Below are 15,358 nucleotides of genomic sequence, written 5' to 3' on the forward strand. Positions count from 1 at the left end.
ATAAAACATCATTTTATGTTATCTTCTTCGAATTTTTTCATAAATTCTACTAATTTTTCTACACCCTCCATTGGCATGGCGTTATAAATACTTGCTCTCATACCACCAACGGTTCTATGGCCTTTTAAATTCTCAAATCCGACAGCTTTTGCTTCTTTTACGAATTTAGCGTCTAGTTCTTCCTTGCCGGTGATAAAAGGAACATTCATTAAAGAACGGTCTTCCTTGACTACCGTTCCCTTAAATAACTTACTTTGATCCAGATAATCATAAAGAATCGCTGCTTTCTTTTCATTAATGGCTTTCATAGCTTCTAATCCACCTAATTTCTTAAGCCATTTAAACACTTTACCGCAAATATAGATACCGTAAGCAGGTGGAGTATTATATAAGGATTCGTTATCCGCATGTATTTTATATTTTAGCATAGTAGGTGTTCCGGGCAAAGTATCTTCCGTAATTAAATCCTCTCGGATAATTACAATAACGACACCTGCTGGCCCAACGTTCTTTTGAACACCGCCGTAAATAACACCATATTTGGTTACATCAACGGGCTCAGAAAGAAAACAGGAGGATACATCTGCAACTAATGTTTTACCTTTTGTATTAGGAAGTTTTTTAAATTTAGTGCCATAGATCGTATTATTTTCACATATGTATACATAATCCGCGTCTTCACTAATCGGAAGATCTGAACAGTCGGGGATATAGGAGAATGTCTTATCGGCAGAGGATGCAATTGCATTTGCTTTACCATATATTTGTGCTTCCTGATAAGCCTTTTTTGCCCATTGACCGGTAATAATATAATCCGCCACTTTATTTTTCATTAGATTCATCGGTATCATGGCAAATTGCTGAGATGCTCCGCCCTGTAAAAATAATACCCTATAATTGTCCGGTATGTTCATTAAATCTCTTAAATCCTGTTCGGCTTCCTTAATTATGGTTTCATAAGCCTTGGATCTGTGGCTCATTTCCATAACTGACATTCCGGTGCCTTTGTAATCTAACATCTCTGCTGCAGCTTCCTTAAGCACTTCCTCAGGTAAAACAGCCGGACCTGCTGAAAAATTATAAACTCTTCCCACTTGTATATCCTCCTTTAATATAAACATAATGATTACTTTTATTTAGTAATAACTGTATCATAATTTCCAGATATGATTCCATAAAAAAGTGTCAATTCTTTAGTTGTTTTTCACTTGACCACTTTAATCTACTACATTATAAAACTTAGTTAAATTATAGTCAATATAATATTTTAAAACGACCTGCGGAGTAAGGCTTTAACCACAAGTGCATATCTGTTTTATCCCCTATATTAACTGCTTAATTAATCTTATAATTATGTAAGGCGGACTCTCAAACAAAATATGGTAACCATTCATTTACTGAAATAAATGATATTTTGTTCAAAAAGTGTCCGCCAATTCTCTGTTCCTCTTTGAACTTAAGATGAACTCACTTTATGTTTTTCTGTGATTACTTTTTCAGCTGTAAATCTTCTTCTGTAAATACTTCTTCAATTGCTGCTCCCGGAGCTACCATCGGCCATACTTTATCATCACTGGCGATCTGACAATCCAGAACTACCGGAACATTTAAAGAAATAGCTTCCCTAATTACTGCTTCTACTTCTTCTTTCTTGGTGATACGGTAAGCTTTCGCTCCCATCGCTTCTGCAAGTTTAACAAAATCCACACTGTCATTTAAGGTTGTATGGGAATATCTCTGCCCATAGAATAATGACTGCCACTGCCTTACCATACCCAATACATGATTATTAAAAACAATCTGAATGATAGGAATATTATAACGTGCTGCAGTTGCAATCTCATTCATATTCATTCGAAAACAACCGTCACCTGCTATATTCACAACGATTTTATCCGGGTTGCCGACCTTAGCTCCGATACATGCTCCCAATCCGTAACCCATTGTTCCAAGACCTCCGGAGGTTATAAATGTCCTTGGTTTTTTATATTTATAATATTGTGCCGACCACATCTGATGCTGACCGACCTCTGTTGTTATAATAGCGTCTCCGCCGGTTATCTCATATAATTTCTCCAAGATATAAGGACCTGTTAAAACTTCAGGATGATATTTTAAGGGAAATTGTTGTTTCATTCCCAAAACATGATCAACCCATTGTTTGTTATCATGTTGTTCTAATTTATCATTAAGAATCTTTAAAACTTCTTTTATATCACCGATAATACAATGACTGACAATAACATTTTTGTTAATCTCAACCGGATCAATATCTATCTGAAGTATTTTAGCATTTCTAGCAAATTTCTGTGCATTACCGGTCACACGGTCACTGAATCTGGCACCTATGGTGATTAAAAGATCACATTCTGTTACACTTAAATTTGCCGTTTTGGTACCATGCATTCCAAGCATGCCAGTATAATAAGTTTCTTCACCGCTAAAAGCACCTTTGCCCATTAAGGTATCGGTTACAGGAGCATCCACTTTATAAACAAATTCTTTTACTTCTTTATCCGCATCAGAGATAACGGCCCCGCCCCCTATGAAAATCATAGGTTTTTTAGCTTCTTTAATCATAGCTAATGCAATGCTAACATCTTCATCCGTTATGGTATCCTTTATCCGCTCCACCGATGGTATCTCTGCTTTCGTATATTCTGCTTTATTAGCAGTAACATCTTTCGCAATATCAACTAAAACCGGGCCCGGCCTTCCTGTCTGCGCAATCTGAAACGCTCTCCGCAAGGTATCCGCTAATTTATTAACATCCTTAACGATAAAATTATGTTTCGTTATTGGCATGGTAATTCCGGCTATATCAACCTCCTGAAAACTATCCTTGCCAAGTAAGTTTACCGTAACATTACCTGTAATAGCAACCATAGGAACGGAATCCATATAAGCAGTGGCTATACCTGTAACCAGATTCGTAGCTCCCGGTCCGCTGGTTGCCAGACATACACCTACTTTACCGGTTGATCGGGCGTAACCATCAGCAGCATGGGAAGCTCCCTGCTCATGGGAGGTTAAGATATGGCGTATTTCATCCTGATGCCGGTATAATTCATCATATATATTTAAAACAGAACCACCCGGATATCCAAATATGGTATCAACGCCCTGCTCTTTTAAACATTCAACTAATATCTGTGAACCTGTTAACTGCATTTTGCACCTCTTTCATTAAAATTCCTTATCTATTTGCGGCTATTCAGCCACTGTGTTTATTTTTTAGGTATCTCAAGAATAGCTCCTCTATTCCCGCTTGTAACCATAGAAGCATATCTTGCCAAATAACCTGTTGTAATCTTTGGTTCCCTCGGTTTCCAGTTTGAGCGTCTCTTTTCCAATTCTTCCTCAGAAATTTTAAAATTTAAGGAATTGGCATTGATATCGATCTGAATGATATCACCTTCCTCTACTAATGCAATATTACCTCCTACTGCTGCTTCCGGAGATACATGGCCGATAGAAGCGCCGCGGGATGCACCTGAGAAACGTCCGTCGGTAATGAGTGCCACGGAAGAACCAAGTCCCATTCCCATTATTGCGGAGGTGGGATTGAGCATTTCCCTCATGCCGGGACCTCCTTTGGGTCCTTCATAACGAATTATCACCACATCGCCCGGTACAATCTTACCGCCCTTAATTGCAGTAATGGCATCATCTTCACTGTCAAATACCCTTGCAGGACCTTCATGTTTCATCATTTCAGGTGCAACGGCAGAACGTTTTACCACTGCTGAATCCGGTGCCAGATTACCTTTTAGAACTGCGATTCCACCTGTCTCACTATATGGATTCTCTATAGGTCTTATGATATCCGTATTACGGTTCAAACAGCCTTCTATATTCTCCCCGACGGTTTTACCAGTCACGGTAATTAAATCGGTATATAATAAACTCTTTTTATTTAATTCATTCATTACGGCATAAACACCACCAGCTTCATTCAAATCTTCCATATATGCGTGGCCTGCCGGAGCCAGGTGGCACAGATTCGGTGTTTTTTCACTGATTTCATTTGCTATATCCACGTTTAAATCATATCCTGCTTCGTGAGCTATTGCCGGTAAATGCAGCATACTGTTTGTAGAACAGCCCAAGGCCATATCTACAGTCAAAGCATTTAAAAATGCTTTTTCTGTCATAATATCTTTGGGTCTGATATTTTTTTCATATAACTCCATAATCTTCATTCCGGCATGCTTTGCCAAACGGATTCTTTCGGAATATACAGCCGGTATCGTCCCATTTCCCTGCAAGCCCATGCCTAAGACTTCTGTCAGACAGTTCATACTGTTTGCAGTATACATTCCCGAACAGGAGCCAGCCGTGGGACAAGTTTTACATGCATATTCTTCTACTTCTTCTTCACTCATTTTTCCTGCACTGTAAGCACCGACTGCTTCAAACATACTGGAAAGACTGGTCTTTTCTCCATGTACTCTTCCGGCCAACATAGGTCCGCCGCTGACAAACACTGTGGGTATGTTAATACGCGCTGCAGCCATTAAGAGCCCCGGCACATTTTTGTCACAATTAGGTACCATAACAAGGGCATCAAATGCATGTGCCATAGCCATAGCTTCCGTAGAATCAGCAATCAAATCCCTCGTAACTAAAGAATATTTCATCCCTGTATGTCCCATGGCTATTCCGTCGCATACCGCAATTGCCGGAAATACAATTGGTGTTCCCCCTGCCATAGCTACACCTAGTTTAACAGCTTCAACAATTTTATCCAAATTCATATGACCTGGAACTATTTCATTATAGGAACTAACAATACCTATCATTGGTTTACGCAGTTCCTCTTGCGTTAGTCCCAGGGCATTAAACAGCGATCTATGAGGAGCCTGCTGTATTCCTGATTTTACTGCATCACTATTCATAATCATAACCACCTTTTCTATAAAATTGAATTTTCCTATTATTCAGTCTGCTATAACTGCAGAATGAGTCCGAATTTTATACATTTAAAATGTATAAAATTTCGGGTTTCTGTTTATAATAACTTATTTCGGATGAAAAATCAATCAATTTTTATAATTATGGTGATTTTACAGATTATTGATTCGTATATAGAGCAATAATCTTTAATAATACTTCTGTGATTTTTTCCATGGATTGGATAGAGATGTATTCATATCTTCCGTGAAAATTATTACCACCGGTACATAGATTCGGGCACGGAAGTTTCATATAAGACAATCTGGCACCATCCGTACCGCCGCGGATAGGAACTACAATAGGCGTTACACCAAGTTCTTCCATTGCTTTTCTGGCATTCTCTATCAAATGGATATGCGGCTCAATCATTTCTTTCATATTGTAGTAAGAGTCTTTAATGGAGGCCTTAACCGTTCCGGCACCATATTTATCATTCAGATAATCTGCAATTTTCTGAAATCTTACTTTTTTCTCTTCAAATTTAGCTTTATCATGATCACGAATTATATAACTTGCTTTAGCAGTATCTATAGAGCCTTCTATGGAATACAACATAAAAAATCCTTCATAATTTTCAGTATACATTGGGTTTTGTTCAACCGGCAGCATGTTTTGGAATTCCATAGCCAGTAATAAAGCATTTATCATTTTGCCTTTTGCGGAACCAGGATGTATACTGGTGCCTTGAAACATAAGTTTTGCAGCCGCAGCGTTAAAGTTCTCATATTCAATCTCTCCTAATTCACCGCCGTCTATGGTATAAGCAAAATCTGCTCCAAAGCCCTCTACGTCAAAAAAGTCAACTCCTCGTCCTACTTCTTCGTCCGGTGTAAAACCAATCTGGATGGTTCCATGGGGAATCTCCGGGTGAGTTAGTAATGTTTCAGCCATAAACATGATTTCAGCAATCCCAGCTTTATCATCCGCTCCTAATAATGTGGTTCCGTCCGTAACGATCAGATCCTGACCCGTATATTTTTCCAGAGCCGGATATTGTGATGTTTCCATTGTTATTTTTAATTCTTCATTCAAAACAATGTCCTTGCCGTCATAGTTTTCGACAATTCTTGGATTTACATCTTTACCGCTGATTGCGTTGGAGGTATCCATATGTGCAATAAAACCAAGTACAGGTATTTTTTTATCAATGGTAGCCGGAATGGTACCATAAACATAACCATGCTCATCCGTTCTTACATTTTTAGCTCCGATTTCTTTTAACTCTTCTGCTAATACCGATGCAAGTTTCTTTTGTTTTTCTGTACTGGGAACAGTATCCATATCTTCTAAGGATTGTGTATCATATTTAACATACTTTAAAAATCTTTCTACGACATTTTTCATAATAACCTCTTTTCTTAAGATAAATTTTCTATAGATATAATTTTCTGTAACTTTATTTAATTATATTACTTTTTAGTACCTAAAATCAATACGATATGAATAATAAACGGTATGAAACCTATGTTAATGTTCACAGGCAATGTCATTGGTTCACAGGTAACAAACGCGACGTGTTTTTAGTGAATGTGCGAAGCGAAAGTCACAGAAAACCGGAGAATTGCAGCGTAGGAACACTGCCTCCTCGTTTTGTGTGCATCGCGAAGCATGTTATTCTTCGCGGAACTGCTGCCTGCTTTTTACAGGAAAATAAACAGTAACAAATCTATTAAGAATATAAAAACCAAATAAATATTTGAGTTTCATATAAATTTAAAACCCTTGATTTCTCAAGGGTTTCTCGATTACTATTCAATTATTTAATATATTTACTCTACCTTTACCGTATAAGCAATAGAACTGGTTTTATCGGTTTTGTAAATTTTAAGATAATAGGTTCCCTTATCAAAGGAATAACCACGATAAATCCCATAACTATAAAATCCCTGCGGTAAAGTTTTACTATATACCTGTTTACCTTTCGTATTATATAAAACACATTTTAAAGCACCATCGGATTTCAAATCAATGCTTATCCTGGAAGCATTGGAATTAACATTAATCTTATACCAATCCGCACTTCCAGCTGTTTCTGAGTTTAATATATAACCTTTAGCGGAAACTCCTCCAGGTTTTATTACTTTAGCACTCGCTTTCGTTTTACCTGATTGGTCCGTTCTGGCACCAAACAGATATCTAACCTCAAAATAATTATAATAACTGTCTACCTGTATATAATATGTACCTTTTTTTAACATATAATACTTATCCGCATATCCATAGGTGCCATCTTCGTTATCCGCATCTTTTATAGTCAGCGCTTTGGATATCTTCTTTTTGTTCCTATCTAATAATTGAAAATTATATGAACCTTGATCATACTTGCTTATTGATCCGGCAATAATTGAAACCAGTCCGGTTTTAGGAACGTTAATTTTAAATGTTGAGTTTGATTTATCCTGATATGCCAGATATCCTTTATTTGCCGAAAGAGTCCTTGTGCTGCTGCCGACAGATAAAAGCCGTATATTATATTCCTGCTGTTCATATTGAATATAATCACCTGCAAGGGCAAATTTAATGTAATATGTTCCTGCTTTGGGAAGAGTAACACTTAAAATTCCTTGATCATCACTGGTCTTTAAAGTCATAACTTTCCCTATCGGTTTCGTACATTCTTTATCCCTATATACCTTAGCCGTTAATGTTCCATCACTAAAACTCGTTGAATAGATCTGACCCAGTATTCCCCCTGCCTGTTTCGTTGTAAAGGGAAGTATTAGCTCTGTTGTTGCTCCGCCCAATGTAATAGTATCATATTTATCCTTGATATCATTGGTCAACGATATCGTCTGCGTAGTTAATTTTGTGATATTATCTAAGACCGGAGGGGTGGGAGGATCATTTAAAGTTATATTCCCTGTCACTTTTACCGAAGTGTAGAACAAATCCTCATCTTCATAATTATACAAAACAGATTCAATAAGATAATCCCCGGCATCCAGATCAATGACTAAATCTTTGATATCCTGGTCACTGGTAACTCCGGTGATATTCTTAACAACTTGTGTATATCCCACGTTACTATCTTTCTTCTTAATAATAAAATCCATTTTTCCCGGAAGTAAACCGGTATCTTCCATATTCACATTTAATGTAACACTGCCATCTCTTGGCATAGTAAATACATCCCTGATATTTGACTCTTTAACCATGGGCAAGTTAAGATTTAATGTATAAATTTCTTCTTCAGCACAGACCATCTTACCGTTACTTAGTACTAAGAGTCCTAACGCAAAACACCAAACCAATAAGTTACATAATTTCCTTTTCATTATGTTGTCTCTCTTTCATGTCCTTATCTATAGTTCAATTAACATATTACATTTTACCTTATTCTACATAAATTTGCAATGTTATCCATATGTTTAATCTTTTGACAATACAATTTTAGATTTGACTAACTTTTAATTGTTTGATAAGCAGCAAAAAAGGCGCAATTTATAGAAATACATTTGATAACTCATTGCGAGAACAAAATGCTAGTTTAGCAGCATAGTCAAAATCAATGATCATCATGATCTAAAACTTGCAAATTACTGCAAACTAATTTCAACGCAGGTTTTTATAATTATAATACTTTATCCATATAGATTTTAGTCCATTATATTCATAAAAAAAGCGCAACCATCAGAAAACCTTGATTTTCCTTGGATTGCGCTATATAAAATTCTTGATATTCGACTATACTCTCTTTAAATACTCTCCGGTTCTGGTATCAATACTAATCTTATCCCCTTGTTCAACAAACAAAGGAACATAAACTGTAGCACCGGTTTCAACTGTAGCCGGTTTTGTTGCGCCTTGTGCAGTATCACCTTTAAATCCTGGTTCCGTATCTGTAATCACTAATTCCACGAACAACGGCGGTTCAATAGCAAATACCTGTCCGTTATGAGACAGCATCTTAACCATATCATTTTCCTTAACAAATTTTAAGGAATCGCCGATTGATTCTTCATTTAATGCAAATTGATCATAAGTATTCACATCCATAAAGTGATATAAGTCACCGTCTTTATATAAATATTGCATATCGGAACGTTCTATATGAGCCTGTGGACATTTTTCAGTAGGTCTGAAAGTTCTTTCGACCACACCACCACTCTTAATATTTCTTAATTTTGTTCTAACGAAAGCAGCGCCTTTACCAGGTTTTACATGCTGGAATTCTATAACCTGAAATATATTATTGTCTAATTCGATTGTTAAGCCATTTCTAAAATCGCCTGCTGATACCATATATGATATTTTCCTCCTTAAATTAACTACTCTATAGTTTATCTTATCTGACAAGTTTTTTCAACTATTTTTTATTAAATCGAAAAAATATATACAAAATTAACTCTAGTATAACCTAACATAGAGCCGCTAACTTTTTTAAGTTTTATATAATTATTGTATCATGTTTAATATTGCATCCACTGCCAAAATATAACCATGGAGTCCCAGTCCAACCACCTGCCCGGTACATACAGGCGCCGTTACTGACACATTCCTGAATTCCTCTCTCTTGTGGACATTCGAAATATGTACTTCAATTTTGGGCATGTCCATGGAAGCTAGCGCATCCCTGATTGCGTAACTATAGTGGGTAAACGCACCAGGATTAATAATAATACCCTGAGTTCCGTCAAAATATGCTTCCTGAATACGGTCAATAATCTGGCCTTCACAATTACTTTGAAATGGTTCAATCGTGATATTTTCTTTTTTTGCCTTCTCACTGATTAAAGATAATAAAAATTGATAATCCTGATTACCATATACCTCTTTTTCGCGGATACCTAAAAAGTTAAGATTAGGTCCGTTGATCACTAATAATTTCATGTTGAACTCCTGTTCTTTTTATAATTTCATCTATTATATCACCAAACATTCTGCCATCTGTAGTAACTGTCAGATGGGCTGCTGCTTCGTATATAGGTGCCCGAAAGCTTAAAAGAGTTTCAATTCTTTTCTCCTGATCTCCCGCAAGTAAAGGCCTGGTTGTATCACCGGATAAGCGTTTCAATATGGTGTCCTTGGAAGTTTTCAGATATATTACTTGCCCAAGATCCCGTATTAATTTCTCATTTCCGGTTTGAATGGGAAGTCCTCCTCCAACAGACAATACGGTAGCCTTAAGCCTCCCTTTTAATTCTTTTATCGTTTCTGTTTCTAATTGCCTAAAATATTCTTCACCTTTTGATTCAAAGATATGATTGATTGTATCTTTAGCTTTTTCTTCAATAATCTGATCAGTGTCACAGAATTTAAAATTCAACTGCTTAGCCAACTGCAAACCTACACTGGTTTTTCCGCAGCCCATAAATCCGATTAAAATTAGATTATTCATAGATTCCTCATTTCTCTTACGTAAATAATAAATACCTGTTATCTTTTTTTAATTACCTTACTTGCTTATAACGGTATCTTCTTCTGTAAAAATATAAAACAATACGCTCTAAATAACGTTTTAATATAATCTGAATTTCTTTTTCCGGGCCAATGGGTTTTACAAAATAACTTTTAATTCCAGCTCGTTTTGCACCATATACATCTGTAAACAACTGATCGCCGATAAATATTGTGTTCGATTGATTGGTATTCATCAGCTGCATAGCTTTAATATAATTTTTGACAGAAGGTTTGTGTGCATTATATATATTTTTAACTTTAATCTTTTTATTAAAGCGCTTTACTCTTTCTTCACCATTATTGGAAATCAGACAGATGTTAAAACCCATTAACTTCAATTTGTTCATAAGATTTATAGATCTTGTATCTGCATCAGCGCCATGTTCTACTAAAGTATTGTCTATATCAAAAAGCAATCCCCGGTAACCTTGTTTATAGAGGTCATCGTAATGTATATCATAGGCGGAATCCGCACTTTCATCTGGATAAAATTCTTGGAACATTCCTACCTCCCAAACATTAATTAAATATCTTATGTTTATCATTATAGCAGAAGCCCTTTAAATTTGGCAAGTGCAACCATAGAAAGGCTCTGTATATATTAGTAGTCAGGTTACTGTTCACAGAAAACATGTTTCGTTGTTACCAGTGAACCGTAACGTATTCGGAAACTACTGTATTGATCTCACTGATTGATTAATTTATTATTCTCCTATGAAACAGGGATGGAAAATATATTCATCTCGTGTTACAATATGCGTAATTATTTAATAAAATATACAAAATACTTCTAAATTAAAACTACAAATATAAGGTTTTTTTAGAAGTAAAAACAGGAGGTAATTATGACTGATTATATACTGAAAAATAAGGAACTTTCATTATCTGTTAACAGCTTTGGTGCAGAACTTACAAGGATATCCGATATAAAAACGGACACCGATTATTTATGGCACGGTGATCCAGCTTACTGGAAACGTCATTCACCGGTGCTTTTTCCCATTGTCGGAAGCTTAAAAAATAATAGTTACCATTATAATGGTATAGAATATTCTTTATCGCAGCATGGATTTGCAAGAGATATGGACTTTACTTTGATGAATCGTTCCGACTCTGAAATTTGGTTCAGGCTTAAATCTTCAGATGAAACGAAAAAGGTTTATCCATTTGATTTTACTTTAGAAATTGGTTACCGTTTAATTGAAAGACAAATTACTGTCTTATGGAATGTTATCAATAACGGGACTTCGGAAATGTTTTTTTCTATAGGAGCACATCCTGCATTTTTGTGCCCATTAAAAGATACGGAAAACCAAAGCGACTATTATATTTCGCTTGATAACAAAGAAAATCTTCATTATCTGCTTATAAACAATAAAGGAATGGTTGTGAAAAAGCCATTTAAAGAACAGGCCATTCTGGAAACAGAGAATGGATTTCTGAAGATAAACCCGCATTTATTTGATCAGGATGCCCTTATCATTGAAAATAACCAATGCCAAACAGTTTCATTAGCAGATTCAAAGAAGAATCCTTATGTAACGGTTCATTTTGATGCACCTTTATTCGGATTATGGTCTCCTGCGGGGAAAAATGCACCATTTATCTGTATTGAACCCTGGTATGGGCGCTGTGACAGCAGTGATTTTGACGGTAGTTTAGAAGACAGAGAATGGGGAAACCATCTAGAGACTGGCAAAGAATTTAAAGCATCATATACTATAGATATAAATTAGAAAGGGTGTGATTCCGTGAGAATACCAATTATCGGTTTGACTCCGCAATATGACTGTGAGAAAAACAGGGTTTGGGTAGGTCCAAATTATCTGGAGGCTATCCGGGCAGCCGGAGGCATTCCAATATTACTGCCATTGCAGGTTGAAAAGTATGAGTTAGAAGCTGCTGCTGCTGTTTGTGATGGCTTTTTATTTACCGGCGGTCCTGATATAGATCCGGTTCGATTCGGTGAAGAAACCATAAGGCAATGCGGAGTTGTTGTTCCCGAAAGAGATAACATGGAAGAATTATTATTTCAAATAGCAATGGAGTCCGATAAACCCATTCTTGGAATCTGCAGGGGTATACAGGTGCTTAATGTATTTTTAGGAGGTACCTTATATCAGGATATACCTGCCCAGTTCTCCTCTGATTTGTCCATATCCCATTCACAACAGTCCGGCAATTCTGTCCTGACTCACAGTGTGTACATTACAGAAAGTTCGAAACTCCACACTATATTGGGTAAAGATACCATCAGAGTTAACAGCTTTCACCATCAGGCAATTAAAACTCTTGCACCTTCCCTTATTACGGCCGGTGTTTCTGCTGATTCTTTAATTGAAGCTGTTTACCTGCCGGAACATAAGTTCTTTCTTGGCGTACAATGGCACCCGGAACATCTCTTTCGAACTGAGGATGATGCATTTCGTATCTTTAAGGCTTTTGTTGATGCCTGTACGTAAAGTAAAGGTAAAGACAGTAATGTTTTCTTCCTGTCAAATGTAAGTATGTAACGCCAACTTACACCTTTTTAAGTTAGATTTTGCTTCAATAAAAAATAAGGAGGTATTGATAAATAGTCTATATCAATGGATATAAAGAGGTAATTACTTACTTTCTTTAAACTATCCGCCTTTTAACTATTTACAATATCCCCTTAAATGCTTAAGTTTCTATGTTCTTTACTTTTATATCAATTACATTGATTAACGCTTTGCCGTTACCTTTTTATGCTGATAGGATTTAACGGCCCCCTTGTTTGAATTTTTTCTGTTGAGAGAATTCTTACTATTGGAGATCTTCTCAATGCTTCTGCCTCTTGTGGTTCCGGTCTTATCATTTCTCTTTCTATCCAGTACTTCACTGCCCTTTTGATTGTTTCTAGTATTTTGACTATTTAGTTTATCTTTACCTTTCCCTGACCTTGCAGATGATTTTTCTATATTGCCGTGTTTTATCCTGTCCTGATCCGAGTTCTTAAATTTACCGTTCTGTGAATTACCGTTTTTATTATCATAACGGTTTCCATGTGTTTTAGGGCGGATTAAACATTTCTTATCAAATCCGATCAAATCGGTGCGATGGGCTAAAGTCAAGGCTTCTGTCACCAGATCATAATTCTTAGGATTGCGGTATTGAATCAATGCTCTCTGCATGGCTTTTTCATGTGGAGTTTTTGGAACGTATACAGCCTGCATAGTCCTTGGGTCCAACCCGGTATAATACATACAGGTAGATATGGTAGAGGGTGTAGGATAAAAATCCTGCACCTGCTCCGGCATATAACCTAAATCTCTCAAATATTCCGCAAGAGCTACGGCTTCTTTTAGGGTAGAACCCGGATGAGAAGACATAAGATAGGGTACTACAAATTGATTTTTGCCTATTCTCTCATTCGTCTTTTTATATCTTCTTAAAAATTCCTCATAAACAGAGTTTTTGGGCTTTCCCATCATATCTAATACTCTGTCACTGATATGCTCCGGAGCTACCTTCAACTGACCGCTGATGTGGTGTTCGCAAAGCTCATTCATAAATGTATCATTTTTATCATTTATCAGATAATCAAAACGGATACCGGAACGTATAAATACTTTTTTAACATTTGGTAAACTCCGTAATTTTTTCAGTAAAGAAAGATAATCGCTGTGATCGATCTTCAGATTTTTACATGGAGTCGGAAATAAACATTGTTTATTTAGACAAGCACCTTTCGTATTCTGTTTCTCACAGGCAACGTGTCTAAAGTTGGCGGTGGGACCCCCAACATCATTGATATACCCCTTAAAGTCCTTATCCCAGATTAAATGATTTGCCTCTGCCAGAATGGACTCATGGCTTCTGGTTTGTATAATCCTTCCCTGATGAAAAGTTAGGGCACAAAAATTACATCCTCCGAAACATCCTCTATTGCTGGTCAAACTGAATTTCAATTCTTCTATTGCAGGAATTCCACCCAACGGAATATAAGAGGGGTGATAATCCCTCATAAACGGGAGTGCATATACCCGGTCCATTTCTGCTTGTGTAAGTGGTTTAGCGGGTGGATTCTGTATCACATATTCATTTTCCTTATATGGTTCTACTAATCGCTTTCCTGAATATGGATCCGTATTCGTATACTGAATATAGAAACTTTCAGCAAATTTATGCTTGTCCTTAACAATATCCTGGAAACCCGGTAAAGTTATGGCATCGTACACAGATGATAACTCTTTTGCTTTGTATACGGTTCCGTCAATAAAGGTGATATCCTTTATTTCAATACCGCTGTTAAGAGCATCCGCAATCTCAACTATGGAGTGCTCACCCATACCGTAGGAAATCAGATCTGCCTGGGAGTCCAGAAGTATGGAGCGTTTCACCGTATCACTCCAATAATCATAATGCCCTAATCTCCTTAGACTGGCTTCAATACCCCCGATAATAACCGGTTTGTTTTTATATACCTTACGTATTAAATTACAATATACAATCGTAGCCCGGTCCGGCCTTTTCCCCATTAATCCACCCGGAGAATAGGCATCCTGAGCTCTTCTTTTCTTAGCAACTGTGTAATGATTAACCATGGTATCCATATTCCCGCCACTGACTAAAAAACCCAGTCTTGGAGTTCCAAGAATGGTAATACTGGCGCTATTTTTCCAGTCAGGCTGGGAGATAATTCCCACCTTATATCCATGGCTTTCCAGAACTCTGCTGATGATAGCTGGTCCAAAAGAATGGTGATCCACATAAGCATCCCCAATAACATAAACAAAATCACATTGGTCCCATCCCCTTTTATCCATATCTTCTCGGGAAACAGGTAAAAAATCCTTTATCATATCTATTTATAAGGGCGCTGCTTCACTATATCTTCGGCAGTAGCCCTTTCTCCTTTCAAGTAAGGCTATAAATAGGTAATTGCGAAACTCACATATTGTCTCTATATGTCATGCAATTAATACAATTTAAGAGTCAACTCTGTACCATAGTGCATCTGAAGTTAGAAACCAGTATC

Annotated in this window: 12 protein-coding genes; 2 read left to right on the plus strand and 10 right to left on the minus strand. The window is 36.7% G+C overall.

From position 1 onward, the window contains the following. Positions 1–8 precede the first annotated feature (8 nt). The 9 genes from serC to RBU59_RS04145 all read right to left on the minus strand — a co-directional run bounded on the left by serC (position 9) and on the right by RBU59_RS04145 (position 10,859). Positions 9–1,094, minus strand: coding sequence for a 3-phosphoserine/phosphohydroxythreonine transaminase (gene serC / locus RBU59_RS04105; RefSeq protein ID WP_308146607.1), 1,086 nt, complete (start codon positions 1,092–1,094; stop codon positions 9–11). Between the two features lie 394 nt (positions 1,095–1,488). Further along, complete coding sequence (ilvB, locus tag RBU59_RS04110) at positions 1,489–3,171, minus strand: biosynthetic-type acetolactate synthase large subunit (protein WP_308146608.1); 1,683 nt, start codon at positions 3,169–3,171, stop codon at positions 1,489–1,491. 56 nt (positions 3,172–3,227) lie between these two features. Then, positions 3,228–4,898, minus strand: a complete 1,671-nt coding sequence (gene ilvD / locus RBU59_RS04115) for a dihydroxy-acid dehydratase (RefSeq protein ID WP_308146609.1) — start codon at positions 4,896–4,898, stop codon at positions 3,228–3,230. 175 nt (positions 4,899–5,073) lie between these two features. Further along, positions 5,074–6,300 (minus strand): peptidase T, encoded by a 1,227-nt coding sequence (gene pepT / locus RBU59_RS04120; protein ID WP_308146610.1) that lies wholly within the window; start codon positions 6,298–6,300, stop codon positions 5,074–5,076. A 425-nt stretch (positions 6,301–6,725) separates the two neighbouring features. Then, complete coding sequence (locus RBU59_RS04125) at positions 6,726–8,231, minus strand: hypothetical protein (RefSeq protein ID WP_308146611.1); 1,506 nt, start codon at positions 8,229–8,231, stop codon at positions 6,726–6,728. A gap of 409 nt (positions 8,232–8,640) precedes the next feature. Continuing rightward, positions 8,641–9,198, minus strand: coding sequence for an elongation factor P (gene efp / locus RBU59_RS04130; RefSeq protein ID WP_308146612.1), 558 nt, complete (start codon positions 9,196–9,198; stop codon positions 8,641–8,643). A 153-nt stretch (positions 9,199–9,351) separates the two neighbouring features. Next, complete coding sequence (gene aroQ / locus RBU59_RS04135; RefSeq protein ID WP_308146613.1) at positions 9,352–9,786, minus strand: type II 3-dehydroquinate dehydratase; 435 nt, start codon at positions 9,784–9,786, stop codon at positions 9,352–9,354. Next, positions 9,758–10,294 (minus strand): shikimate kinase, encoded by a 537-nt coding sequence (locus RBU59_RS04140; RefSeq protein ID WP_308146614.1) that lies wholly within the window; start codon positions 10,292–10,294, stop codon positions 9,758–9,760. Before RBU59_RS04140 ends, aroQ begins: the two co-directional genes overlap by 29 nt. A gap of 52 nt (positions 10,295–10,346) precedes the next feature. Continuing rightward, a complete protein-coding gene (locus tag RBU59_RS04145) occupies positions 10,347–10,859 on the minus strand; it encodes a YqeG family HAD IIIA-type phosphatase (RefSeq protein WP_308146615.1) in 513 nt (170 codons plus the stop codon). A 342-nt stretch (positions 10,860–11,201) separates the two neighbouring features. On the opposite strand from RBU59_RS04145, the gene RBU59_RS04150 reads away from it, so the two are divergent. Continuing rightward, entirely contained in the window at positions 11,202–12,092 is an 891-nt protein-coding gene (locus tag RBU59_RS04150; protein WP_308146616.1) for an aldose 1-epimerase family protein, read from the plus strand. 15 nt (positions 12,093–12,107) lie between these two features. Then, positions 12,108–12,818, plus strand: coding sequence for a gamma-glutamyl-gamma-aminobutyrate hydrolase family protein (locus RBU59_RS04155; RefSeq protein WP_308146617.1), 711 nt, complete (start codon positions 12,108–12,110; stop codon positions 12,816–12,818). Positions 12,819–13,061: 243 nt separating this feature from the next. Here RBU59_RS04155 and RBU59_RS04160 read toward each other — a convergent pair whose 3' ends face one another. Then, on the minus strand, positions 13,062–15,182 hold the full coding sequence (locus RBU59_RS04160; protein ID WP_308146618.1) for a YgiQ family radical SAM protein: 2,121 nt from the start codon (positions 15,180–15,182) through the stop codon (positions 13,062–13,064). Positions 15,183–15,358: the final 176 nt, after the last annotated feature.

Source organism: Anaerocolumna sp. MB42-C2, assembly GCF_030913705.1.
Taxonomy (GTDB): domain Bacteria; phylum Bacillota; class Clostridia; order Lachnospirales; family Lachnospiraceae; genus Anaerocolumna.

Coding starts and splice junctions, on each gene's coding strand:
- ilvB (WP_308146608.1), bottom strand. CDS start 3,171: ATGCAGTTAACAGGTTCACAGATATTAGTTGAATGTTTAAAAGAGCAG.
- ilvD (WP_308146609.1), bottom strand. CDS start 4,898: ATGAATAGTGATGCAGTAAAATCAGGAATACAGCAGGCTCCTCATAGA.
- pepT (WP_308146610.1), bottom strand. CDS start 6,300: ATGAAAAATGTCGTAGAAAGATTTTTAAAGTATGTTAAATATGATACA.
- RBU59_RS04125 (WP_308146611.1), bottom strand. CDS start 8,231: ATGAAAAGGAAATTATGTAACTTATTGGTTTGGTGTTTTGCGTTAGGA.
- efp (WP_308146612.1), bottom strand. CDS start 9,198: ATGGTATCAGCAGGCGATTTTAGAAATGGCTTAACAATCGAATTAGAC.
- aroQ (WP_308146613.1), bottom strand. CDS start 9,786: ATGAAATTATTAGTGATCAACGGACCTAATCTTAACTTTTTAGGTATC.
- RBU59_RS04140 (WP_308146614.1), bottom strand. CDS start 10,294: ATGAATAATCTAATTTTAATCGGATTTATGGGCTGCGGAAAAACCAGT.
- RBU59_RS04145 (WP_308146615.1), bottom strand. CDS start 10,859: ATGTTCCAAGAATTTTATCCAGATGAAAGTGCGGATTCCGCCTATGAT.
- RBU59_RS04150 (WP_308146616.1), top strand. CDS start 11,202: ATGACTGATTATATACTGAAAAATAAGGAACTTTCATTATCTGTTAAC.
- RBU59_RS04160 (WP_308146618.1), bottom strand. CDS start 15,182: ATGATAAAGGATTTTTTACCTGTTTCCCGAGAAGATATGGATAAAAGG.